Here is a 25,254-nt window from a genome sequence, read left to right as displayed (position 1 = left end):
AATGAATTACAGAATTTGCATTATAGCGTTCTTATCAATTTTAGCTTTTAAGCCTGCTTCGGCTCAGCAGAACACTTTTCCAGCGACTGCCGATCTGAAGAGATATGTAGAAGAATTTAACGCTGACGACCGGGAGGAAGCAGTAATAAACATGGTGCCGAATGCACAGTCGTTGGAATGGCTTTCGCAAAACATCCCTTTGTTCGACTGCCCTGATTCGGCCATCGAGCGCATTTACTATTTCCGTTGGTGGGCATACCGCAAACATATCAAGCATACGCCAGAAGGACATGTCGTAACAGAATTCATTACTCCGGCAAATCATGCAGGAAAATACAACGCGATCAGCAGTGGTCTGGGGCACCAGATCAATGAGGGCCGGTGGCTACGAAACCCGCAGTACATTAAAGACTATATAAATTTCTGGTTTTATATCGATCCGAAACACAAAGTGCAACGTTTTCATGCCTTCAGCAGCTGGATCCACGATGCGGTTCTTGACCACTACAAAGTGGTTTATGATAAAGCCTTCCTTACCAAGTTAGTACCCGAATTGGATGCAGACTACGGCAAATGGGAACAGGAAAAGCAGGCTCCAAACAAGATGTTCTGGCAGTTCGATGTGCGCGATGCAATGGAAGAGTCCATAAGTGGAAGTCGCAAGGAGAAACATATTCGCCCAACCATCAATAGCTATATGTATGGAAATGCGAAAGCGATGGTTGAAATTGCTGAGCTGTTCAAGATAGATTCATTGAAGAGTAAATACCAACCCAAAGCTGACTTCCTGAAAAAAGCGGTGCATGAGAAACTTTGGGACGATACTGCTTCATTCTTTAAGGTTCTTTACGAGAAAGGTGGCTTATGTGATGCTAGGGAAGCTATCGGTTTTATTCCATGGTATTTTAATCTTCCGGAGGATAAAGCAAAATATGCCAAACAATGGGATCAGATCCTGGATACTAACGGGTTTAACGCTCCCTGGGGACTAACAACCGCAGAAAGGCGTCATCCTCTGTTCAGAACCCATGGTTCCGGACATGGTTGCGAGTGGGACGGCGCGGTATGGCCTTATGCAACTACACAAACACTTAAAGGATTGTCGAATTTGCTTACTAATTACAAGCATAAAGGAAACATGACGAAGCAGGTGTTTTATGATGAATTTCATAAGTACGCCATGTCTCACAAAATGAATGGAAAAACTTACATCGGTGAATACCAGGATGAGAAAAATGGTGAGTGGTTGAAGGGTGATCATCCGAGAAGTAAGTTTTACAATCACTCCAGCTTTGCTGATCTGATCATTAACGACCTGGTTGGTCTGAAGCCTCGTGCTGACAATACCCTGGAAATAAACCCGATACTTCCTGAGGGACAGTGGGACTGGTTCTATCTGGATAAGGTTCCATACCATGGAAAACTGCTGACCATTGTTTGGGATAAAACAGGTACCAAATACGGAAAAGGAAAAGGATTCCGGGTATTTGCGGACGGTAAAGAAATCGCGAAAGCAAATAAATTAAAGAAATTAAAAGGTAAGATCTAGTCAAAACATATAAATGAAATACATACAGAGGATACTGCTATTCTGCTGCCTGACAGGAGCAACACTCACGACATCGGCACAGGATTATTATAATGTTTTAAAGTACGGTGCAAAAAACGATAGTTCCAGGCTAGCAACGCAGGCAATAAAAAAAGCCATTGAGGCAGCGTCAAAGGCAGGCGGTGGTACCGTCTATTTTCCCGCCGGAAAATATCTGACAGGAGCTATTCATCTGAAAAGTAACATTACCATTTTTATCGATGCCGGAGCAGAACTTCATTTCAGTGATAATTTCGACGATTACCTTCCTATGGTGAAAAGCCGGTATGAGGGTGTGGATGTCACAAGTTTCTCTCCCTTGTTTTATGCCTACAAGGCGGAGAATATTGCAATCAAAGGTCGCGGTATCATTGATGGCCACGGCAAGAAATGGTGGGATTTTGTGGAAGGGTATAAGCAAGATCAGCCGCGCTCTAAGTGGCAGCACATGTTTGATGACTTGAATAAAGACATTCTTTTGCCTGATGAGCCAAAGCAAATGAAAAGAGGATTCCTTCGCCCTCCTTTTATTCAGCCAATGTATTGTAAGAACGTTTTGATCGAAGGTATTACCATTCGTAATTCTCCATTCTGGACAGTAAATCCACAGTTTTGTGAGAACGTGACTGTTAATGCAGTTACTATTTTTAATCCAGCCAGGTTCGCTCCTAATACTGACGGCATCAACCCTGAGTCCTGTTACAATGTTCACATAGCTAACAGTCATATCAGTGTGGGCGACGACTGCATCACAATTAAGTCAGGTAAAGACAAGCCGGGAAGGGCAATGAACACTCCTGCTGAAAACTATACCATCACTAATTGTACGATGTTATCAGGCCATGGTGGTGTGGTGATTGGAAGTGAAATGTCTGGCGGCGTCCGCAAGATCGCGATTTCAAACTGTGTATTTGATGGCACCGATAGAGGAATTCGTATTAAGTCGGCTCGTGGAAGAGGAGGAGTGGTTGAAGAAATCCGGGTGGATAATATTGTGATGAAAGACATCAGGGATCAGGCGATCGTGCTTGACCTTCAATATGCAAAAACTAATCCTGAGCCGGTATCGGAAAGGACCCCTCAGTTCCGCAATATACATTTCAGCAATATTACCGGCTCAAATATAAATGAGGCCTGCTTCATTAATGGTCTGGAGGAGATGCCTGTCGAGAATATCAGCTTTAATAATATTAACATAGACGCAAAAACAGGTTTCAACATTAAACAGGCAAGAAGAATTGAGTTTCATAATGTTCAGATTAACACCGAGACCGGTCCTTCAATAAAGGCTGAGAACGTAAAAACATTGGAGATTGACGGTGTAAAATCGTTCAAACCTCATGCTGGCGTTCCCATTGTTGAGCTCACTAACGTAGAAGATGCTTTCTTATACGATTCATTTCCAGCTGCCGGCACAGATGTGTTTTTACGTTTGAAAGGTGAAAGAACTAAAAGCATCACACTTGATGGCAACAACTTTAAGAATGTAAAAACCCCTGTTATCAAGGAAGCTGGTGTTGCTGAAACTATTCAGGTTGAACCAAGAAATATTGTGAAATAATGATCCATACCCGTAAAATAGTTTTCCTGCTGCTGGCAGTTTGTTGTCTTTTTACTGCGCCTTTCGGCGCTGGTGCTCAGGATTATAAGCTCTGGTATAACAAACCCGCTGTAAAGTGGACCGATGCACTTCCTTTAGGAAACGGCAGGTTGGGGGCGATGATCTTCGCTGGTCTGGAGAGCGACAGGATACAATTTAATGAAGAGACCCTCTGGACGGGTGAGCCGAGAGCTTACCACCGTGAAGGTGCGGCTCAGTATCTTCCTCAGCTGCGGCAATTACTTTCCGAGGGAAAGCAAAAGGAGGCTGAACAGCTCGCCGCTGAGAAATTTATGGGTTTAAAAAGTACGGAAGGCCAGAGAGAAAAATGGATAAGTGATATGCGTACATTCAAAGGGATGGATGGCAATCCTTCTCTTTCGGAGTACGATGATAGTAAATGGTCATCCTTTAAGGTTCCAACCTATGAAGGCTGGGAGACCCAGGATCTTGAAATCGACGGTGCAGTTTGGTTCAGGACTAGCTTTAATCTTCCCAAGAACTGGAAAGGCAAAAACCTTGTTTTGGATTTAAACAGGATAAGGGACCAGGATTTTACTTATGTGAATGGAAAGCTGATTGGAAGCACCGACAATACCGAAGGTAGGAAGTACATTATTCCCAAAGAGGTACTGAAGAAAGGGACTAACACCATCGCTATCCAGGTATTGAATTTTTTCGATAAAGGGGGCATCGCTGGTTATAAAGACACTTCCCGCCATATCGGTATTTATCCGGAAGGCGGGGATGTAAAAAATGGGATTTCGTTGGTGAAAGCCTGGAAATATAAGATCCAGAATGATGAGCCGCCCGCAGTAGCAAAGTTTCAGGCGGACTATCAGCCTTTCGGCGATGTATTTTTAAACTTCAAAGGGCTAGCTTCTGCTACAAACTATAAAAGGGAACTCGACCTTAATACTGCCATTTCCCGGACAACCTATACCCTGAACGGTGTAAATTATACACGTGAATACTTCGCGAGTCAGCCAAACCAGGCCATAGTGATTCATATTAAGGCTGATAAACCGGGAAGTATTAGCTTTGAAACCTTGCTAAACAGCCCGCACAAATATTCCAGTACCAAAAAAGTGGATAATAACACACTTGGTCTTTCTCTTAAAGTCAGAAATGGAGCATTGCGCGGTGAGAGCTTACTGAGAGTTGAGTCAACCAAGGGAAATGTTTCTGTTACGAACGATAGAATTATCGTCAATGGAGCGGATGACGTTACTTTGTATTTAACTGCTGGTACTAATTATGTTAACTATAAAGATGTCTCAGGCAATCCCCTGGCTAAATGTCAGAGCGCTCTTGAAAGTATAAAAGGAAAAAAGCCTGAGCAGATCCGGGAAGCTCATGTAAACGAATATCAGCAGTATTATAAAACATTTAACATTGCATTTGGCCGGGAAGACAACAGTCTTCCAACGGATGTACGTCTTGCAAATTTTTCTAAAACCAGCGACCCTTCATTTGCAGCATTATATGTTCAGTTTGGGAGATATCTGTTGATTTCCAGTTCACGGCCTGGCACAAATCCGGCGAACCTTCAGGGGATATGGAACGATCTGCTTACACCTCCCTGGGGAAGTAAGTATACCACGAACATAAACGCGGAAATGAACTACTGGCCGGCAGAGCTTCTTAATCTGTCACCGCTTCACGAGCCATTTTTCAAAATGGTAGAGGAACTTTCCCAGGAGGGAAGGAAGACCGCAAGAGCTCATTACAATGCTTCCGGATGGGTTCTGCATCACAATACAGATGCCTGGAGGGGAACTGCTCCGATCAATGCTTCTAACCACGGTATATGGGTTGGAGGAGCCGGATGGGTGAGTCTGCATCTCTGGGAGCATTTCCTGTTTACGCAAGATAAAGAATTTTTGAAGTCAAGGGCTTACCCGATAATGAAGGAAGCATCAAGATTTTATGCCGACGTCCTCGTTCTGGATCCTAAGACGGGCAGACTGATTAGTACGCCGTCTAATTCTCCTGAAAACGGAGGTTTGGTTGCTGGTCCGACGATGGACCACCAGATCATACGGACATTGTTTCAATCGACGATCAAAGCTGGCGAATTGCTAGGGGTAGACGCTGCTTTTCGCGATACTTTAAATCAAAAACATGGCCTTATCGCACCTAACAAGATAGGCAAGTTCGGACAGTTGCAGGAATGGCTGGAAGACAAAGATGATACAATAAATAAGCATCGTCACGTATCGCATTTGTGGGGTGTTCATCCTGGAAATGATATTACCTGGGACACGAATCCTGAGGTAATGAAAGCCGCCCGCCAGTCGTTAATTTACCGTGGGGATGAAGGGACAGGCTGGAGCCTTGCATGGAAGATCAATTTCTGGGCACGATTCAAAGATGGAGAACATGCCATGAAGATGGTAAAAATGCTGATCCGTCCCGCTACCGGAAACGGCGGATCGTATCTGAACCTTTTTGATGCGCACCCTCCTTTCCAGATTGATGGGAACTTTGGAGGCGCAGCCGGAATAGGAGAGATGCTTATCCAGAGCCATACGAAGTATATTGACTTGCTGCCAGCTTTACCATCCGATTTTAAAGATGGATCTGTTAAGGGTATTAAAGCCCGTGGCGGTTTTACCTTTGATCTGAGCTGGAAAGATGGTAAGCTGCAGAGCGTAGAAGTTATTTCAGAGGCAGGAAATAACTGCGTGCTGAGATATGCCGGTAAAGTGATTGATTTTTCTACCCGCAAAGGGAAGAAGTATAAGTTTAATAAGTGGTAAGCTGTTTAACCACAGAGAACACAAAGTTCTCACAGAGGGCACAGTGCTAATTTCTTTGTGTTCTCTGTGGTGCCTCCGTGCCCTCTGTGGTTGATTCAAACTTTTTTATAATTGCGAATGAAGATATTACACATACTCTCCCTCTTCATAGGGATATCCATATTCCAAACCTCCAAAGCCCAAACACGTACTGACATTTCTCTCGATGCCAACTGGCAAACCATCGCCCATGAGGAAGACAAGAACGCTTACTCTGGCTTCGAAAAACCAGACTATAAAACACAAAACTGGAAAACTGTAAACGTCCCTCATAACTGGGATCAATATCACGGTTACCGTCGCTTAATGCATGGAAACTTCCATGGCTATGCCTGGTACCGCAAAACCTTCAATCTCAAAAACAACAGATCCGGAAAACGCTTTTTCCTCTACTTCGAAGGCGTAGGATCATACGCTACTGTATATCTTAACGGCAAAAAGGTTGGCTACCACCCCGGCGGACGCACCACTTTTACCCTTGATGTTACCGACGTTATCAAACTCGACAATCAAGCAAATACCCTTGCAGTACGCGCCGATCACCCTCCTCATATCCAGGACCTGCCTTGGGTTTGCGGCGGATGTTCTACTGAAAGAGGTTTCTCCGAAGGTTCTCAGCCGCTGGGTATATTCCGCCCCGTACATTTGATCGTTAGCAACGATGTCCGAATTGAACCTTTTGGCGTTCATGCCTGGAATGATGCGACAGTAACAGAAAGATCAGCCCGGGTAAACTTCAACACAGAGATCAAAAACTACGGGAACAAATCCCGGAAAATTACGCTGCTTACCCAAATTCTTAATAAAGATGGAGTGAAAGTCGCTGAAGTTAGTAAACAGCAAACATTGTCTGCGGGAAACAAGATCATCCTAAACCAGCAATCACAGCTTAAAGACGTTACCTTATGGTCCTTAGAAAACCCTTACCTCTATTCCATTGTAACAAAGGTCGTAGAAAAAGGAAAACTTTTGGATGAGCAGGTTACCCCTTATGGAATCCGCTGGATCAGCTGGCCGATCGGAAAAAAAGATCAGAAACAATTCTTTTTAAATGGTAAGCCGGTGTTTATAAACGGTATTGCTGAGTACGAGCATCTTATTGGAAATGGCCATGCTTTTTCTGCAGAACAGGTGAGATCACGTGTAATGCAAATGAAAGGTGCAGGTTTCAATGCCTTCCGGGATGCCCATCAGCCTCATAACCTCCGTTATCATGAATATTGGGATAAGCATGGTATCCTCTGGTGGACCCAAATGGCTGCGCATATATGGTACGATACTCCTGAATTCAGGAAAAACTTTAAGGACTTGCTGACAGATTGGGTGAAAGAGCGAAGAAACAGCCCCTCCATTGTGCTTTGGGGCTTGGAAAACGAAAGTACCCTGCCGGAAGATTTTGCCCGCGAATGCACCGAACTCATAAGAAGCCTTGATCCTACAGCATCCTCCCAGCGCCTGGTAACAACCTGTAATGGCGGGAAAGGAACGGACTGGGATGTGCCGCAAAACTGGACTGGTACATACGGAGGCGACCCTAAAACGTACGACAAAGATGTGGAGCGGCAGGTACTTATCGGTGAGTATGGAGCCTGGAGAACGCTGGACCTGCATACAGAAGGTCCTTTCGTTCAAAACGGATCGGCTTTAAGCGAGGATCGCATGACTCAGCTGATGGAAATGAAGGTAAGACTTGCTGAATCTGCAAAGGATAAAACCACCGGACATTTCTTCTGGCTATTTACTTCTCATGATAATCCGGGTCGTGTACAAGGAGGTGAGGGCTTACGTGAACTTGACAGGGTCGGGCCCGTAAATTATAAAGGCTTGCTTACACCATGGGAAGAGCCTTTGGATGTGTACTATATGTTCAGAGCAAATTATGCTCCTAAAGAAACAGATCCGATGGTCTATATCGTTTCGCACACCTGGCCAGACAGATGGACCAGCCCGGGTAAAAAGGATAGCATTACCATTTATTCCAACTGCGACGAAGTGGAGCTTTTTAATGATGTTAATCATGCTTCATTAGGTAAACGTAAAAGGAACGGTGTAGGAACCCATTTTCAGTGGGATGATGTGAATATTAACTACAATGTGCTGTATGCAAAAGGTTATGTAAATGGTAAAGAGGTGGCGACTGATTATATCGTGCTTCACCATTTACCCAAAGCGCCGCATTTTGATGATTTTCTGAAAGGTGCTAAGCCGCTTACTGCTCCTGAAAAAGGGTATAACTACTTATACAGGGTAAACTGCGGTGGTCCCGACTTTAAAGACGGCCAGGGAAATACCTGGTCGGCCGACAGGCAGCGGACCAGTACACAAACCTGGGGCTCAAATTCCTGGACGAAAGATTTCCCAGGGACACCCGCATTTTTTGCCAGTCAGCGCCGTATTCACGACCCTATCGCAGGAACTACCGACTGGAAGTTATTCCAGGACTTCCGCTATGGAAGGGACAAGCTTAATTATGAGTTTCCTGTTCCTGATGGCGAATACCTGGTAGAGCTATATTTTAACGAACCCTGGCTTGGAACAGGAGGTGGAATGGATTGCAAAGGCATGCGTTTGTTTGACGTGGCTGTTAACGGTGAAGTGCTTATTAAGGACCTGGACATCTGGAAAGAAGTCGGGCATGATGCTGCTTTGAAGAAAACTGTAAAAGTGAAAGTAAAAGGCGGTTTGTTGCTGATATCATTTCCAGAGGTGAAGTCTGCCCAGGCTGTGATATCGGCTATCGCGATAGCAAGCCTGGATAAAAAGACTGCTCCTGCACCGGCTTCAGCCCTGGCCATACAGGACCTGTCTCCTGCAGGGACCCCAATGAGCTGGATGGATACAGGTGATAAGATCTATTCGGATGACGATGCTGCATTTGTTTCATTGCCTTCGAACCTTTATGGTGCGGAGTGGATCCAGACCGCTAAAGCCGGTAAAGCAGGCTTGTCGTTTAAAGTAGGGTCAGAAGCTGACGTTTTTGTGGCCTACCCCGGGGTTAAAGAGGTGATACCTGCATGGCTGAAAGATTATGAAGCTACAGGCGGAATGATCACAAGTACCTACAAGGGCGGCCAGCAGTATACGGTTTACCGGAAGAGATTCCAGCCCGGACAGCCTGTTACTACCGGCAGCGCTTCTTCAAAAGCGATGTACATAGTTGCAGTACTACCTGCCAGCGCCCTTGAACCAGCACACGACTTAAAGAAAGTTATTTCTTATAAAGCTGTTGACGCCGCACTGATAGGGAAGGGCATTGGTAAAGAAGCCCTCATGGGCCGCGAGCGGGTGAAATTCAACAAACCATCCGGAAATGTTTTAGAATGGACGATCAACACCGGCGTAGCGGACACATATTCACTGACCGTTAAATATCACAATCCTTTCAATAGAATTTTAAAAGCCCAGATTGAAGTCCTGGCCGCCGACGGCACTATGATGAAAAGTCCCGAAACATTTGATCTGACTCCAACCAGGGAAGGCAAATGGAATTACTTCACAACTAACACCGGAACCATGATCAATGCAGGTACTTACAAAGTACGTTTAACTGCGATAGACATGGAAGGTGTGAGTGTGGATGCGTTGGATGTACAATAGTGGTCTGTATGGCTTCTTTGCATGACGCCTGGCGAGTCAGAGACTCTTTTTTATTACTGAATCCGGAGAGCCTTTCAGAACTCTCCGGACAGTGCTGACAGTGCTGTAAACTCGTTTTATGGCCGCTCTACGGATTCATAAATGAAAGGGAGTCTCCAGACTCCCCGAAGCATCCATTTAATTCAACAACGCTTCATAGATCTTTACATACTTTGTATCCGGATCATCATTAATAGGTTTCTTTAGCACCGTAACCTTTGTGCAGAAAAAGTTATCATGGTAATTATACTTACTTAAATCATATTCAATCTTGTTCATCTTACTGTTTGCGATAGCTTTCACCACTGTTAGGCGCGGCATAAAAGGTCTTTCCTTTAAACGAAAAGCAGACAGCAGTCTTTTGTAGATATGCACGATAGGTTCCGGATTAACGATATTTAGAAAGACACTCTTCTTACTCTCGCCATGTTTGAAAAATCCTACCCCATTTAACTCGACCTTAAACCTCTTAGAATAAAGTAAAGCTTGTTTGAAATTCTCAAGAATATAATCTTCATTGTCAACCGATTCCATCTTGAAAAGCGAAATGTGCGGCACAGAATATAGATTCTTAGCATCGAGACCAATCCTTTCATTGATCTGTTGCTTAAAATTATAGACGTAGTTCTTAATCCGGTAAGTGGGAGAGATGAGAATATTGAATTCGTAGTTCTGTGTATCAAACAACGCCAGTTGGTTATTTATAGCTGATTTCATATTGTATACTTGCATCTAATTGATAATAAAGGTAGTAAATGAAAATAGAAATACTAATATTTTTAGTAAAATATTATAAGTAGCTAAAATCATACAATAGCTGGGAAAAATGCTATAGTAAAAAACCTGTGCGCAGATAGATATTTGTTAGACTAACAAACCACAACCAATTATTTATTGATGAATAGCCTGCCAATATTTGATTTAGCTGTAATAATTTTATACCTGATTGCTATGGTTTTTGTAGGATATTATTTCTCCCGCAAGAACAAAAACTCAGAGCAGTTCACTAAAGCATCGGGAACGATCCCTGGCTGGGCCATTGGGTTATCTATATATGCCACATTTCTTAGCAGCAATACCTTTCTGGGAGTGCCGGGAAAAGCATTTGGAGGAAACTGGAATGCATTCGTGTTCAGTATCTCCATGCCACTGGCAGCCTGGGTGGCCGCTAAATACTTTGTGCCATTTTATCGTAGCACCGGTGAGATCTCAGCTTATACACATCTCGAGCACCGGTTCGGAGCATGGGCAAGGACCTACGCAGTAGTATGCTTTCTGCTCACTCAGCTAGCCCGTATGGGTTCAATCTTCTTTGGGATAGCACTAAGTCTTCAGGCGCTGACCGGTTATTCCATGCAAATCATTATGCTGGTGATGGGCATCGTAATTATCATCTATACCGTAATGGGAGGGATTGAAGCTGTTATATGGACTGAAGTTGTGCAGGCTGTGATCAAAACGTTTGGAGCATTCCTCATACTTTACCTGATTGTACAGGGGATGCCTGGTGGAGTCTCAAGGATTATAGATATAGGGTCCTCCAACGGAAAGTTTAGCCTGGGTACCTTTGCGCCCGACTTCACACAGGCGTCGTTCTGGGTGATCTTGCTTTACGGCTTTTTCATTAACCTGAATAATTTCGGTATGGATCAGAACTATGTGCAGCGCTACCACACGGCCTCGTCCGAGAAAGCCGCCTCAAAGTCTATCTGGCTATGTGTTTGGCTGTACGTTCCGGCATCACTGATATTTTTTGTGATCGGATCTTCGTTGTTCGCCTATTACCAGGTTCATCCGGAACTGGTTGAGACAATCAAACACCAGGTGGCAGTAGAAAGAGCTGGCCTGGGAGCTTCGGCAGCTCAAGTTACTTCTCTTGCAGCTACTCTCAAACCTGAAGACTATGGCGATAAAATAATGCCACATTTTATGGTAACCAAGATCCCGGCAGGTTTAGTAGGCTTAATTGTTTCAGCAATCCTATCGGCTGCCATGAGTACCATCAGCTCTGGAATGAATGCCTCGGCAACGGTGTTTACAGTGGATATTTATAAGCGATATTTTAAACCGGAAATCAACGAAAAACAAACGCTACGCTTATTGCATGTCGCAACTACCATAGCAGGCTTTGCAGGTTTGGCAGCAGGAATAGCGATGATCGGCGTAAAAAGTATTCTGGATATATGGTGGGAATTGTCCGGGATATTTGCCGCCGGAATGCTCGGCTTGTTCCTGTTGGGAATCATCAGCAAGCAGAGTAAGAATCACGAAGCTTTGACCGCTACTATCATTGGCGTACTGGTTATATTGTGGATGACCTTCTCATCCAGCATACCGTCACAATACGAATTCCTGCGAAGCCCGCTTCATAAGAATATGATCATTGTGATCGGCACCCTCACTATTTTTCTGGTCGGGCTACTTTTTACAAAGATCCGTAGAAAGGCACTCGTCTACTAACAATAATCACATCTATTATAAAATATTATCATCAACAAAAATGAACAACTCAGAAAAAGGATTTATACCGGTAATGCTTACTCCGTTTAAGGACAACGGAAATGTTGATTTTGATTCCCTTGGCAAATTGACCGAGGTATACCTGGATGCAGGTGCCAAAGGTTTGTTCGCAAACTGTCTGTCCAGCGAGATGTTTGAGCTGACAGACGAAGAAAGACTGGAGGTAATTAAACATGTAATAAAGGTTACAGCAGGCAAGGTTCCAGTTGTTGCGACAGGTACCTTCGGCGGGCCGGTGGAAGCTCAGGCGGAATTTGTTAAGAAAGTTAGTGATACGGGCACGGATGCTGTGATATTGATCACTGGTTTGCTTGCTGATGAAGATGAAGCAGACGATGCTTTCAACGAGCGGGTATTCCGTCTCTTGGATCTGACGCCAGGAGTACCAGTTGGTTTTTACGAATGCCCGGTTCCTTACAAGAGACTTATATCGCCCGAGCAATTGCAGCAATTTGTGGCTACAGGGCGCGTGATCTATCATAAAGATACTTCGCTGGACCTTGAACAGATCAAAAAAAAGCTGAAGCTTACGGACGGCTATAATTTTGGTCTATACGATGCTTACATGGTGCATGCAGTTGAATCACTAAAGGCAGGATCTGCAGGACTTTCATGTATACAAGGGAACTATTTCCCCGAACTGATAGTTTGGCTGTGCGATAATTACGACAAAGAGGACTTAAAGCTGGAGGTAGAAAGAGTACAACAGTTTTTAATTGAAAATATGGACGTGATGCACAACGTATATCCAATCGTTTCCAAGTACTTCCTCCAGAAGAGAGGGCTGGACATTTCCACGTTCACACGCCGTAAAGTAGGTGCATTTACACAGACAGTCAGCTCGCAGATTGAAACCCTGTTCAAGGATTTCGACCGTCTTCAAAAAGATTTGGAGATACGTCTGGCACTGTAAAAACTAAGCAGCTTTAAATTATTGGTTTTGGCATATCGGGCACGCGTGTGTGACCTGATTTGCTTTAGTCTTCTTCATACCATCTCCTGAACAGGCTTTAACAATCTATTGAGATCGTTAGGGGGTCGATTGGAGATGGTTTGGGACCTCATTGGCTATCCCCTATCAGCTGCCTCTCAAGTTCCTTGCTGTCTCATATAAATCCTTGAACGTGATCAGGAGATGATTAAAAGAAGGACAGAGGGTGGTTGGGTGAGTATCTTTCATATCAAGAGAATGAATGATACTAATCATACCCCTGACAAATGTTTGCTATTATCTTGGCTTGATGATTGACAAGCCATGCCCCAAAAATCCACCAGCCGGCGACAGGCCAACCAGTATGACAAAATAATAAAGGAACATCTGGAAGTAACCCTTCCAATGATCATCCGGGACGTCCTGGGCCTCGATATTGTTAGTAGCGAAGAGGTCCCTGATGATATTCAGCACACTAAGGAAAGAACGCCAGACTCTCTAAAACGCGTAACGGATAGCTGTAGGAAAACTTATATGCTACAAGTTGAATTTCAGTTGGAGGATGATGATGGAATGGTATACAGAATGGCTGATTACAGTATTATGATTATGCGGAAATACCGCCTTCCCGTGAAGCAGTATGTTATTTTTCTGAGGGACGTCAAGCCTTCCATGCCTGTGCTAATAGATACTGAAAAGCATAAGTACAGTTATGAACTGATTTGTCTTTCGGATGCTAATTACAAATAATTTCTAAACTCAGACAATCCTGAAGTTAAAATGTTATCTATATTGGTTAATTTTGGTAATGAGGATCCATACAGCGTTGTAAAGACCATCGTTGACGAAGTAAGAGCAAGTGCCGGTGGAGATTTCGCTGAAAGCCGGTATTTTAAGCAATTACGTATTTTTGTGCAGCTACGCAGCAGCCTTGAGCATGAATTAGAAAAAGTTATGAAAGCAATATCAAAATATTTTAAAGAAGAGAATGACTTCCTTTACCGTAAAGGAGAAGTAAAAGGTAAAGCGGAAGTCATCGAAAACCTGATTTCAAAATTAGGACTATCAGACATCCAGGCCGCAGAGATAGCCAATGTTTCTGTCGAATTCGTAAAAGAAATCCGCCAGAAACTTCAATCGTAGCTTAGCCGTTACTAAGCAAAGCTGGAAAAACTCTTGGTTGCTAGCGCACGCGAAACCTCTCATCCTTCCGCAGAATCCCCAATCTGTCCGTCGAGTTCCCGCAGGGGTCTCTACGGATTCATAAATAAAAAGGAGTCTCCGACTCCGTTAAAGCGCTTTACTAAACGCCTAAGGAGTCGGAGACTCGCTTTCATCGGTTGGCACTTTAAAACTTTAGGACAGCTGCTAATTAGTGATTGTTTAGCATTCCGTCCTAGACATCTCCTAGACACAGTCTTATCTCCAAGCGACCTTCGCCAGGATTGTGGGCGCCGTTTGGGAGCCGAGTAGGAGAAGGCCCTACTTATGTGCGGTTCGGAGAACCTACGATAGGGCTTCGGGATAAATATCTCGAAGAGCCTGGAAATGTGGGCAGCTTAGATTATTGGTTTTCAAAAAAAGCAGAGCTTCTAGGCAACATTCTGCTTCACTTTATTCAGATACTTTCTCTTATACTCAAGAGGCGTAATACCCGTCACTTTTTTGAAGTGGCGGTAAAAGTTTGAAACATTATTAAAACCGCAGTCAAAGCAAATCACCTCGGTGGGTAACTTGTCCTCAACGAGGGCTCTGCATGCATGACTGATCCGTATTTCAATCAGAAAATCATAATAGGTTTTCTTGGTCATCAGCTTGAAGTACCTGCAAAAGGAGGTCACACTCAGGTTACTGATGGAAGAGATCTCCTCCAGGGTGATATCTTTTTTGTAATTAGTTAAGGTGTAATTACAAACTTTATTCAATCGCAAGGTATCGGTTTCATTAGACTGATAGAACGTACTTTGACCGGATACGATGGTTTTAAACTCGGTAGTTTCTGCAAGGGTTTTAAGGATCTTCAGCAAAACGATCACCTTGTCAAGGTTAGTTGCGCTAAGAGCTTCACGCATAAGCTCAGCCAGCCTGGTTTTGGTTTTGCCGCCTATAACCATTCCACTTTTAGCTTTCTCAAACAGCTTCGGTAACAGATAGGCTTCCGGAAGATTTAAAAGGAACTTTCCGAGGCAGTCAGGTAAAAAATGTATTACAATCACCTCGATCTCATGATCGGGGCTGTTTTGGAAGTATTCTTCCGTACATCTCCAGGTATGAGGAAGGTTTTCACCTAACAGAACCAGATCACCAGGAGAGAAATTTCCAATATTATTTCCAATAAAGCGCACACCTTCGCCTTTAATTACATAGTGTAATTCCAGCTCCGGATGATAATGCCAGATACCCACAAAATTCGGTTTCCTGTCGTGGCGAATACTAAATGAGCTTTCGGGTTTTACAGGAACTTTGTGAAAAAGAGGTTTCATACTAATACTTTAATAATAGTTTACTGATAACTCCTAAAGGGAATCGTTTATTGTAATCTGATAAGTTTGTTACTTGAACATGATTAGTTTGATCAAAGATAGACAAATATCACAAATCCAATGATAACATCCTACACTAAGTTGATAAGAAGCAGGAAAGTTTGCCCTAACTGATTCTTCAAATTTGTGTGGCCGATTATTCGTAACACTGAAATTATAGACTTATCAATTTCCTTTTAATGCAATTGGCAAGCGGATGATGTGCAGCCACGAATTAAAGGAGCTAAAATTATCTTATATGAAAGAGACTAACCCAAAAGAAGTTCTACTCGTAGCAAGTGGTGATCTACGGCTTTCAGCAAATCAAAACTGCTGGGCAGCGCAGGCTGATATGGAAAGTATACTTATCTCTGCAGTTGAAAGCCAGGGATGGACTGTGAAACGGGCACATCCATATGATGAGGAGAAAAAACACGGATTTATCGATTCGCAAAAAATGGGAATGGAAGTGTTTAGAAATATTGATAAAACACAGCCTTTGATAGTAGCCGAAAGTGTGTGGCAGTACTCTCACCACGTTTTAGCCGGACTAACTACGCATGAGGGGCCAATACTAACGGTGGCAAACTGGAGCGGTCAATGGCCGGGCCTGGTAGGAATGCTGAACTTAAATGGTTGTTTAACCAAAGCGAATGTAAATTACAGTACCCTATGGAGTGAGAATTTCGATGACGATTTCTTTATCCAGGGTCTGAAAGAATGGTTAGCAACAGGTCGTGTACAACATGATCAGAGCCACGTAAAAAGTTTTGATCTTGCAAAAGTTCGCTTTGAGGATGAGCAAAGGGGCAGGGATTTTGGCAAACGTTTAAAAGAAAACAAAGCCATCATGGGAGTTTTCGATGAGGGGTGTATGGGAATGTACAATGCTATCATTCCGGATGAGTTACTTCATAAAACCGGAGTGTTTAAAGAAAGACTAAGCCAATCGGCCCTATATGCATCTATGAAAACAGTGAATGATAACGAATCAGGTAAAGTGCTTGATTGGCTTCTTCACAAAGGGATGCAATTTAACTGGGGGACTGACCCCGAGACAGAATTAACACGCGAGCAAACTCTGGAGCAATGTAAAATGTATATAGCCGCTGCACGTATTGCAGATGAGTTTGGCTGTTCAACCATAGGTATCCAATATCAGCAGGGATTAAAGGATTTGACGGTTGCCAGCGACCTGGTAGAAGGTTTGCTAAACAATCAGGACCGTCCTCCGGTTTATACTCCGTCAGGTACAGAAGTTTTCGCCGGTGAAGCATTGCCACATTTTAATGAGGTTGATGAATGTGCCGGACTGGATGCGTTGCTTACTTACCACTTATGGAAAGAGCTGGGAATGCCAGGTGAAAACACGCTGCATGACATTCGATGGGGTGAGGATTACAAAGGAGAAGGTATAGATGATTTTGTATGGTTATTCCTTATTTCCGGCGCTGCTCCGCCTGCGCATTTTATAGATGGATACCAGGGAGCTTCCAGCGACAGACAGCCTCCCATGTATTTTCGCTTGGGTGGCGGAACACTTAAAGGAATAAGTAAACCGGGATATATTGTTTGGAGCAGAATTTACGTTATGAATAATATTCTCCAATGCGACCTTGGCGTAGGAGAGGTTGTCAGGTTACCAGAAGACGAAACAAAACGCCGCTGGAACCTTACTACACCTCAATGGCCAATTATGCATGCAGTGTTGAAAGGGGTGAAGAGGGATCAGTTGATGGCAAGGCATAAAGCAAATCATATTCATGTAGTTTATACTCCGGATGAGGCATCGGCTCATCAGGCTTGCAGAATCAAAGCTGCGGCACTGACCGAGCTTGGACTTCAGGTCCATTTCTGCGGAGATATAGAATTATAGTTGTAGTAAATAATCAATTAAACATATGTTCAAATCAGTATTAAAAACAGTAGTTTGTTTGTTAGCAGTAGGAATAGTATCGGTGAGTACTGTTTTTGCCCAAGATAAAGCAGCAGAGTACAGGCAAGTTGTAACCGGACGTGCTGCAAAAATCATAACTCCATTAGGCCTTGCTGATAGCAGCAAAGCAATTAAAGTACGTGATATCATAGCTCAGCAGTACATCGACCTTAACACGATACATGACGCCCGTAACGCAGCTGTTAAACAAGTAAAGGAAGCCAATAAGGACAATAAAGAAAAAGCGGAGCAGGAAGTTAAAGGACTTCAGGAAGATGCTGATAAGAAGTTAGCTAAGCTGCACAAGCAGTACATTTCTAAACTGTCAAAACATTTGAACCAGCAACAGGTTGAACAGGTGAAAGACGGTATGACCTATGGCGTGTTACCGATAACCTACAAGGGATACCAGGAAATGCTGCCTTCGTTGACAACAGAACAAAAGAAGCAAATATTAGAATATCTTACCGAAGCACGTGAACATGCGATGGATGCAGAATCCTCTGAAAAGAAGCATGCCTGGTTTGGAAAATATAAGGGCAGAATTAACAATTATTTATCAGCGGCGGGTATTGATATGAATAAAGCTAGTAAAGAATGGCAGGCAAGGATTAAGGCGGCGAAATAAAAATAAGAAAGCCAGTAACTTTGGCGATGGTAACATCGTACAAATTCTTGAGAAAATGCTATAGGAATTTATTTACATATAAATATAAATTTGATATACGAATAAACCGTACTAAGAACTCTTATGTACTTATTAGCATAACATCTTTTAGGTTTATTTAATTAGATGAATGTAGCCAATTTAAAAACCAAATCAGTATGAAGAATTCAAGAAATATGCTAATAGAAACCAGTTAAGCGTAATCAACAAGTAATTAATTTTTAATGCCCATTGAGAACTCATAATTATGAGTTAGGGTCTTTTTTTGTCTTTATTTTTAACGAACCGAAAAATTATGAACTTATTTTTACACACGCAGCATTATTTGAGTAAAGGTTCAAGGATGGCCTGCACTCCTTTATTGGCCGCGTTAATGTTATCAGCAACGTCTTATGCTGCCAATCGGGAAACATCCTTAGCGACTGTAAAAAATATAAATATTAAAGAAGCCGCTCGGATTAACGTAACCGGCACGGTAAAAGATAGTAAAGGAGAGCCTTTACCTGGAGTTAGCGTTAAAATTAAAGGTACAACAACAGGCACCAGTACTGATGTGAATGGTGTATTTAGGTTGAATTTGCCGACTGGTAATGAGACGTTGGTATTTAGTTTTTTAGGGTTTACAACTAGAGAGGTAGCCGCTAAAGGTGCAACTAGCTTCAACATTACTCTACAGGAGAGTGCTTCTGAACTTAATGAAGTGGTGGTTGTTGGATATGGAACTCAGAAAAAAGCTTCACTAACTCATGCGGTTGAAAATATAAAGATGGAGGCTATTCAGGATCTTCCAGTAGGAAGTTTGGCTGCAGCTTTGCGTGGGCAAGTGGCAGGTGTCTCTGTAGCAGGCGGCCAGGCTAGACCTGGAGAAAATGCCAGGATCACTATCAGGAATCCATCCTTATTATCTAAAGACGGAGGAACTACAGAACCTATCTATATAATAGACGATGTGGTAAAAACTTCTGATCAATTTAATCTTTTGGATGTTACTGAGATTGAAAGTATTTCAGTGTTGAAAGATGCTGCTGCGGCTATCTATGGAGTTAGCGGTAATAACGGAGCTGTATTGGTGCGTACAAAGAGAGGAAAAGTTGGTCCTCCACAAATTAGTTACAGTGGATCTGTTGGTACTTCAGATGCGCTTATGTTGCCCAAGATGATGAACGGTTATGAATTGGCTACTTATCTGAATGATTACAATATTGCACGCGGCCAGGGTACTAGTGGTGACATATACACTCCCGATGAACTAGAGTATTTTAAGGCTCATAATTATAACTGGCTGGATATGGCCTGGAAATCATCAATGGTCTCCCGCCATACATTAAGCGCAAGTGGAGGAAGTGATAGGGCTACATACTTTGGGAGTATAACATATAATGCCCAGGATGCTAACTTAGAAAATATAGATGCCAGTCGTTGGACTTATCGTGCAAGCACCGACATAAAAGTAACGAAAGGGCTAAAACTTGGATTACAAGTCAGCGGAGATTTGTACAATAAAAAAATGTATTGGCTAAAACAAGGTGGAGAAAGTGTAGAGAAAGACGTGTTAGCTTTACTGCAGACACCGCAGTTTAATCCTCCTTATATAAATGGTCTGCCGGTTTTATTGGGAACAGCGACCAATTCTACCACCGAGAATTTCCATTTTTTTGAAATTCAAAATTCAGATAACTACACAAAAACTAGAAACTCAGGGTTAAATGTAAATCTCAACTTAGATTACGAGGTCCCTTTTATAAAAGGTTTAAAAGCAAGGGCTGTTTATAACAAACGCGAGGATAACTCTTTTGGGAAACAATATGGAACATCTTATCCGGTTTATCGTTTCTCAATGCTAGGCACAAATAAGCATATTTACGGTGGAGATGTATTGAACTCGGTCATTCTAAAAAATGGTAACCAAGTCCGCTTTAATCCTACTTACGCCGAAAACTATCAAATAAATGGATCTTTAAACTACGATCGTACCTTTGGCAAGCATACGATTTCAGCTCTTGCGATGGTGGAACAAAGAGAGAGTTATACCGATGGAGTGGCAACATATATAGAAGATCCAATGCAAGGAGGATCAGACAATATGAATTATGCTACTGGCGTTTCCGTGTTGCAAAGCGAGTCTGAATCAGAATCTGGCTATCTATCTTATATCGGCCGTCTAAATTATAACTATGCTGATAAATATCTGGCAGAGTTTACGTTGAGAGCAGATGCGTCTTCTGGTTTTGCTCCTGAAAATCGTTGGGGCTACTTTCCATCGTTCTCATTTGGTTGGGTAGTCAGTGAAGAAAATTTCTTTAAAAACAATGTCAGATTTATGAACTTTCTGAAGATCAGAGGTTCTGCAGGTTTTGTTGGAGCAGATCGTACACGGCCGTTCCAATGGTATGATAAATACAAGAAAGAAACAGGCAAAGGAGCGGTGTTTGGTGGAGACGCAGACAGAACTCTTACCATAATTCAGGATGGAATTACGAATCGGGAAGTGGTTTGGGATGATGCAACGAAATTGGGATTAGGGTTGGAAGCTAGATTCTTAAAAGATCGATTATCACTTACTGTGGACGGCTACCATGATCGTAACTACAATATGTTGACTCAATTAACTTCCTCCGTTTCGGCTCTAGTTGGTCAGCAATTACCATCTGAAAATTATGGGGAGATGAAAATGTTTGGTACTGAAATTTCCCTTGGGTGGAGAGACAATATCAATACCGATTGGAAATATGGAATCAACACTTTCTTTAGTTGGAATGATAACAAAAACGTAAAGGTTGATGTAAGTCAAGGCTTAGTCGGTTCAATACAGGATCCTAATGGCCGGTCGACAGATATGGGCATCTGGGGGTACAGATACGTAGGGATGTTTAGAACCGAAGAAGATGTAACGAATTACTTGGCGCAGCATCCTGGCTATAAGCTTTTTGGTAAAGACCCAGAGCCTGGGATGTTGTATTACGAGGATATTTCTGGCCCGAGATTAAATGGCAACCCCACAGATCCCGACGGTGTTATCACGGAGGACGACGTGGAATTCTTGACTAAGAAGGCAAATAATCACTATGGTCTAGGGTTTAATTTCAATGTAGCCTTTAAATCATTGAGCCTATCAGTAACTTCGGGCGCATCTTGGGGTGGACAGGACGTAGTGGAAGGAGACGCAAGAAAGATTGCAAAAAACACATTAAATCGTCCAGCATTTTGGGCAGATCATTGGACTCCTGAAAACACTGACGCAAAGTACCCTAACCCGTACTATACGGATACTTACGATAGAGTCTCTTCCTTTTGGTTTAGAAGTTCAACGACGTTCAATATTTCTAATATAAACGTTTCTTATTCTCTGCCAAAGACCGTCGTTAGCCGTGTGGGTCTAAGCAGTGCACGGGTTTATCTAGTGGGTACTAATCCATTTATAATAAATAACCCCTATAGTGATTACCGATATAGTACTGGAGTTTACAACGCATATCCGGCATTAAAATCTTGGTCTTTAGGTCTTAATGTTGGGTTTTAACTAATTACAGAATATGAAACTTTCAAATAATTTATTCATCTGTGCTGCGCTGCTTTTAGGCTTGAGTAGCTGTGAAAAAGTAATGGATAAGACTAATTTATCCACTATCGATGGTTCATTGATTTACAGTGACTCGACACTGGCTTTTTTAAACCTTAGCTATATTTATAACGATAATTTGCCGGGCTGGTTTGGCAATACCGGAGGTGCAATATCTGGATCAGGGGCTTTTTCGGACGAATCCTATGGTGAGTCCAAGTTTTTTGAGGGCACAGTAGATCAAGCTACGGTAGCCGATTTTGGAACCGGATTAAGCACTTCAAATAACTGGGCGAAAATAAGGAAGATTAACGAGTTTATTAGAGATGTGAACAATGGTGACCTTCCTCAATACACAAAGAATAAATTATCAGGTGAAGCTCGGTTCTTTAGAGCTTTCCGATACTTCGACTTGGTACGGTTGTATGGAGGGGTTCCTTTAGTTTTGGAACCACTTAATCCTGTTGGTGCAGAACAAAAGGAAAGCAATTTTATGCCCAGAAACTCTACTAGCGAGAGCATTGCTCAGATAGTTGCGGATCTAGATTTTGCCATTGCAAGTTTACCAGGCAGATGGTCATCAACAGCAGATTGGGGAAGAATTACAAAAGGAGCGGCTGCGGCCTTTAAAGGCAGAGTATTGTTAACATGGGCTAGTGCTCAATTTAATCCTGGCGATCTTACTGATAGATGGGAAGCCGCTTATAATGCGAATTTACAAGCTAAAAAAATTCTTGATGATAACAGTTTTGGGTTGAATAGTTCGTATGAAAATATGTGGTTTACTGAGGTTAATAACCCGGAGGCGGTATTGATTACGGGATACAATACCAAAACGTCTGATCAGGCTAAGAAAACTAATACGTACGATAACCAAACCAGACCTTCTTACCTGGGTTCGGCCGGAGGTTCAAATCAACCATCATGGGACATGGTTAAGGCCTATCCGATGAAAGATGGAAAGAAACCAGGAGAGTCAGCATATGGTTATTCAGATCAGCTGTTTTATAAAAACAGGGATCCAAGATTCGAAAAAACTATCGCTTATAACGGTTCAACTTGGGCAATTAACGGTGATGCGTCTTATAGGTTGTGGACGTATTTTGCGAAAAATTCTTCAGGAACCTATGTAACTACGGAGACTAAAGCAAGTAATACCGGCTTCTATCTTAGGAAAGCAATCGACCCCAATATTTCCGCAAGTAATGTGGCAAACTCTGGTACCGATTGGATGGAAATACGCTATGCCGAGGTCCTTCTTAACCTTGCAGAAAGTGCTGCGGGTTTTAACAGGTTAACTACGAGCGAAGAGGCCTATCAGGGACTAATAGCCGTGAGAAGACGTGCTGGAATAGAGCCAGGATCTGATAATTTATTTGGTTTGGACAATGATATGACGAGGCCAGAGTTGTTCGATGCCATTTTGTACGAGCGTCAAATAGAATTTGCTTTTGAGGGTAAGCGTTTTTGGGACCTTAGAAGGACGAAAAAGATTGAACAAGTGCTCAATGGTAAGAAAAGGCAAGGCTTAAGAATTGAGTTGAAAACAGGTACTGGTATCCCTACTCCCGCTGAGTTTGCAAGTAACAGGAACTCTGTAAACCTTGATGAGGCCTATACCAATTATTTTCAACTTGTACCTGAGGATAAGGATACCAAGTATGCCATAAACTGGAAGCCTGAATATTATTTCTTTGCATTACCTAACGCAGCAATCATTAACAATCCTAAGCTTCAACAGAATAATACTTGGGGTGGTACTTTTGATCCGCTAAAATAACTAAAATGAAAAAGGTAGGTGTACGCCTACTTTTTTCTTTGTAAAACGGTGTTAAATTCTATATATAGAAATTATGAAAGCAAAAACGCTTACTTTATTAACTTTTACGGTTGCGTTGATAACCATTTTCACCTCATGTGAGAAGGCACTTGGACCCGATCCTAAATATTATGTCCCGTCGCCAACTATTTCAAATATTGTATCCAAAGAAACATCAATAGATGTTCAATGGGAATATAGTACACCTGATAATCGTGTTGTTAATTTTGTCACACAGTTGTCGCTTGACAAAAATTTTACGACGATCTTTAAGTCAGATACAGTTGACGCTACTGCAAGATCCACTTCCTTTGAGGGGGTAAATCTTGTTAATGAATATTTTGTGCGAATTAGAGCTATTGCATCTGATATGGTAGAAAGTTCACCATTTGTGTCTAAAGTTCTAACGTTAGAGAGCATCTTCTCTACTCCCGAGAGGATTGACATTCAGGCAACTTCTGCGAAATTAAAATGGACTGCTCCGGCAACAGGAACAGTAACACATATAGTAGTTATACCAATGAACTCTGCTCCAATGAGTCCTATACAACTTAGCGCTACGGATATTGCAAATAAGTCTATAACGATAAGTAATTTGAGTGGAGCTACCAGGTATTCTGCGCTGATATACGAAGGTGAAGTGAGAAAGGGAGTAGTAACTTTCATGACTAGAGATGTTAATGAAAAAATTACGATCAATTCAGGTTCAACTGTTTATGAAACTATTCAAGATGCAGTCAATGCAGCAGTATCTGGCGATATCATATACTTTGGTGGCGCTGCTTATGACTTTTCAAGTACAGCATTAAGTACAGTGACCGTCAATGGGAAATCGTTAACATTCAAAGCTGCGCTAAATAGTACAGTCACGCCTAGTATAACCATGAAGAATTTTGATCTAAAAGGTAATATTTCAAATTTCACGGTTTCCGGATTGAAAATAATCAGTATCAGCAAAGCAAATACAGCCGGTAATACTGACTACAACAAACATGTTTTCGGTCTATCCTATGTGACTGGACCGTTAAATTTAACAATTGAAAATTCCGACATTTCCGGTGCTGAATCTGGCTTAGCCTTCAGTCAAACAGTTGGTGCGGCTTCTGCTCCATCTGCCATCCCTGGAACAGGAACTTTCAACATAACAATCGACAACTGCTTGTTACACGATTTCGGTAATGCTGGTGGCGATTTCTTAGATTTTCGTTCTGGAACAGTAGGTAATATTAACTATAAGAACACTACTTTTTGGAACGGTGCACGTGCATTCTTCCGAATTGATGCCACTGCTTCCATCTTAACTGGTGCAATTATTAAGGTTGAAAATAGCACATTCTATAATTTCTCTAATGGGGGAATATTCTTAAGAACTGCTGCTCCCGGAACCGCATTTGTATTGAATAATAATATTATTATGAATAAGATTTCAAATAATGGTAATTCAATCGGCGGTACAGGGTCTACTTTGAAACTGAATAACAACAATATTTCAGGAACAAATGCAGGTAACATTACCGGAGGTGTTACTTCAGGGTTTAATATTGGAACTACTGCACTCGATCCAACTTTCACGAATCCAACGGCCGGAAACTTTACGGTCGGCAATGCAGCTGTAAAAACTGCAGCTCAGGGTGATCCGCGTTGGTTGTAACGTAGAGCAATTCTATATAAAAGA

The 25,254-nt window shown here is 42.4% G+C and carries 15 protein-coding genes; 13 read left to right on the top strand and 2 right to left on the bottom strand.

Annotation, left to right across the window (positions count from 1 at the left end; translation table 11 throughout):
• The first annotated feature begins 1 nt into the window (after nt 1).
• The 4 genes from J3P37_RS15920 to J3P37_RS15905 all read left to right on the top strand — a co-directional run bounded on the left by J3P37_RS15920 (nt 2) and on the right by J3P37_RS15905 (nt 9,586).
• A complete protein-coding gene (locus tag J3P37_RS15920) occupies nt 2-1,549 on the top strand; it encodes an MGH1-like glycoside hydrolase domain-containing protein (RefSeq protein WP_256012344.1) in 1,548 nt (515 codons plus the stop codon).
• Between the two features lie 13 nt (nt 1,550-1,562).
• Nucleotides 1,563-3,149: a glycoside hydrolase family 28 protein gene (locus J3P37_RS15915; protein WP_256012343.1), complete on the top strand. Its 1,587-nt coding sequence runs from the start codon at nt 1,563-1,565 to the stop codon at nt 3,147-3,149.
• A complete protein-coding gene (locus J3P37_RS15910) occupies nt 3,149-5,950 on the top strand; it encodes a glycoside hydrolase family 95 protein (RefSeq protein WP_256012342.1) in 2,802 nt (933 codons plus the stop codon). The genes J3P37_RS15915 and J3P37_RS15910 overlap by 1 nt, the downstream gene beginning before the upstream one ends.
• A 117-nt stretch (nt 5,951-6,067) precedes the next feature.
• Nucleotides 6,068-9,586: a malectin domain-containing carbohydrate-binding protein gene (locus tag J3P37_RS15905; RefSeq protein ID WP_256012341.1), complete on the top strand. Its 3,519-nt coding sequence runs from the start codon at nt 6,068-6,070 to the stop codon at nt 9,584-9,586.
• Nucleotides 9,587-9,763: 177 nt separating this feature from the next.
• Here J3P37_RS15905 and J3P37_RS15900 read toward each other — a convergent pair whose 3' ends face one another.
• Nucleotides 9,764-10,342, bottom strand: a complete 579-nt coding sequence (locus J3P37_RS15900) for a 2'-5' RNA ligase family protein (protein WP_256012340.1) — start codon at nt 10,340-10,342, stop codon at nt 9,764-9,766.
• A 234-nt stretch (nt 10,343-10,576) separates the two neighbouring features.
• Between J3P37_RS15900 and J3P37_RS15895 the strand changes: the two genes are divergently transcribed.
• From J3P37_RS15895 to J3P37_RS15880, 4 genes are all read left to right on the top strand, one after another.
• A complete protein-coding gene (locus tag J3P37_RS15895) occupies nt 10,577-12,085 on the top strand; it encodes a sodium:solute symporter family protein (RefSeq protein ID WP_256012339.1) in 1,509 nt (502 codons plus the stop codon).
• A 40-nt stretch (nt 12,086-12,125) separates the two neighbouring features.
• Nucleotides 12,126-13,058, top strand: a complete 933-nt coding sequence (locus tag J3P37_RS15890) for a dihydrodipicolinate synthase family protein (protein ID WP_256012338.1) — start codon at nt 12,126-12,128, stop codon at nt 13,056-13,058.
• Nucleotides 13,059-13,400: 342 nt separating this feature from the next.
• On the top strand, nt 13,401-13,826 hold the full coding sequence (locus tag J3P37_RS15885; protein ID WP_256012337.1) for a hypothetical protein: 426 nt from the start codon (nt 13,401-13,403) through the stop codon (nt 13,824-13,826).
• A gap of 30 nt (nt 13,827-13,856) precedes the next feature.
• Nucleotides 13,857-14,219 carry a hypothetical protein gene (locus tag J3P37_RS15880; protein WP_256012336.1) on the top strand — a complete coding sequence of 121 codons (363 nt, stop codon included), beginning with the start codon at nt 13,857-13,859 and terminating at the stop codon, nt 14,217-14,219.
• 449 nt (nt 14,220-14,668) lie between these two features.
• Here J3P37_RS15880 and J3P37_RS15875 read toward each other — a convergent pair whose 3' ends face one another.
• A complete protein-coding gene (locus J3P37_RS15875; RefSeq protein WP_256012335.1) occupies nt 14,669-15,559 on the bottom strand; it encodes an AraC family transcriptional regulator in 891 nt (296 codons plus the stop codon).
• 298 nt (nt 15,560-15,857) lie between these two features.
• On the opposite strand from J3P37_RS15875, the gene J3P37_RS15870 reads away from it, so the two are divergent.
• The 5 genes from J3P37_RS15870 to J3P37_RS15850 all read left to right on the top strand — a co-directional run bounded on the left by J3P37_RS15870 (nt 15,858) and on the right by J3P37_RS15850 (nt 25,230).
• On the top strand, nt 15,858-17,474 hold the full coding sequence (locus J3P37_RS15870) for a fucose isomerase (RefSeq protein ID WP_256012334.1): 1,617 nt from the start codon (nt 15,858-15,860) through the stop codon (nt 17,472-17,474).
• Between the two features lie 25 nt (nt 17,475-17,499).
• Nucleotides 17,500-18,162 (top strand): DUF3826 domain-containing protein, encoded by a 663-nt coding sequence (locus tag J3P37_RS15865; RefSeq protein ID WP_256012333.1) that lies wholly within the window; start codon nt 17,500-17,502, stop codon nt 18,160-18,162.
• A 334-nt stretch (nt 18,163-18,496) separates the two neighbouring features.
• Nucleotides 18,497-21,721 (top strand): SusC/RagA family TonB-linked outer membrane protein, encoded by a 3,225-nt coding sequence (locus J3P37_RS15860; protein WP_256012332.1) that lies wholly within the window; start codon nt 18,497-18,499, stop codon nt 21,719-21,721.
• Between the two features lie 13 nt (nt 21,722-21,734).
• The gene (locus tag J3P37_RS15855) at nt 21,735-23,540 is read left to right on the top strand and encodes a RagB/SusD family nutrient uptake outer membrane protein (protein ID WP_256012331.1); all 1,806 of its coding nucleotides are present in this window, start codon (nt 21,735-21,737) and stop codon (nt 23,538-23,540) included.
• A 73-nt stretch (nt 23,541-23,613) separates the two neighbouring features.
• Nucleotides 23,614-25,230: a DUF5123 domain-containing protein gene (locus tag J3P37_RS15850; protein WP_256012330.1), complete on the top strand. Its 1,617-nt coding sequence runs from the start codon at nt 23,614-23,616 to the stop codon at nt 25,228-25,230.
• Nucleotides 25,231-25,254: the final 24 nt, after the last annotated feature.

Origin of the sequence: Desertivirga xinjiangensis, assembly GCF_024436435.1 — a bacterium.
Taxonomy (GTDB): Bacteria; Bacteroidota; Bacteroidia; order Sphingobacteriales; family Sphingobacteriaceae; genus Desertivirga; species Desertivirga xinjiangensis.
The sequence above is the reverse complement of the archived record's forward strand: the minus strand, read 5'-3'. Positions and strand labels throughout refer to the sequence as shown.

Excerpts from the sequence above, each read along its gene's own strand:
- J3P37_RS15910 (WP_256012342.1), top strand. The coding sequence starts at position 3,149 with ATGATCCATACCCGTAAAATAGTTTTCCTGCTGCTGGCAGTTTGTTGT.
- J3P37_RS15870 (WP_256012334.1), top strand. The coding sequence starts at position 15,858 with ATGAAAGAGACTAACCCAAAAGAAGTTCTACTCGTAGCAAGTGGTGAT.
- J3P37_RS15900 (WP_256012340.1), bottom strand. The coding sequence starts at position 10,342 with ATGAAATCAGCTATAAATAACCAACTGGCGTTGTTTGATACACAGAAC.
- J3P37_RS15895 (WP_256012339.1), top strand. The coding sequence starts at position 10,577 with ATGGTTTTTGTAGGATATTATTTCTCCCGCAAGAACAAAAACTCAGAG.
- J3P37_RS15905 (WP_256012341.1), top strand. The coding sequence starts at position 6,068 with ATGAAGATATTACACATACTCTCCCTCTTCATAGGGATATCCATATTC.
- J3P37_RS15890 (WP_256012338.1), top strand. The coding sequence starts at position 12,126 with ATGAACAACTCAGAAAAAGGATTTATACCGGTAATGCTTACTCCGTTT.
- J3P37_RS15875 (WP_256012335.1), bottom strand. The coding sequence starts at position 15,559 with ATGAAACCTCTTTTTCACAAAGTTCCTGTAAAACCCGAAAGCTCATTT.
- J3P37_RS15855 (WP_256012331.1), top strand. The coding sequence starts at position 21,735 with ATGAAACTTTCAAATAATTTATTCATCTGTGCTGCGCTGCTTTTAGGC.
- J3P37_RS15915 (WP_256012343.1), top strand. The coding sequence starts at position 1,563 with ATGAAATACATACAGAGGATACTGCTATTCTGCTGCCTGACAGGAGCA.
- J3P37_RS15865 (WP_256012333.1), top strand. The coding sequence starts at position 17,500 with ATGTTCAAATCAGTATTAAAAACAGTAGTTTGTTTGTTAGCAGTAGGA.
- J3P37_RS15885 (WP_256012337.1), top strand. The coding sequence starts at position 13,401 with ATGCCCCAAAAATCCACCAGCCGGCGACAGGCCAACCAGTATGACAAA.
- J3P37_RS15850 (WP_256012330.1), top strand. The coding sequence starts at position 23,614 with ATGAAAGCAAAAACGCTTACTTTATTAACTTTTACGGTTGCGTTGATA.
- J3P37_RS15920 (WP_256012344.1), top strand. The coding sequence starts at position 2 with ATGAATTACAGAATTTGCATTATAGCGTTCTTATCAATTTTAGCTTTT.
- J3P37_RS15860 (WP_256012332.1), top strand. The coding sequence starts at position 18,497 with ATGAACTTATTTTTACACACGCAGCATTATTTGAGTAAAGGTTCAAGG.
- J3P37_RS15880 (WP_256012336.1), top strand. The coding sequence starts at position 13,857 with ATGTTATCTATATTGGTTAATTTTGGTAATGAGGATCCATACAGCGTT.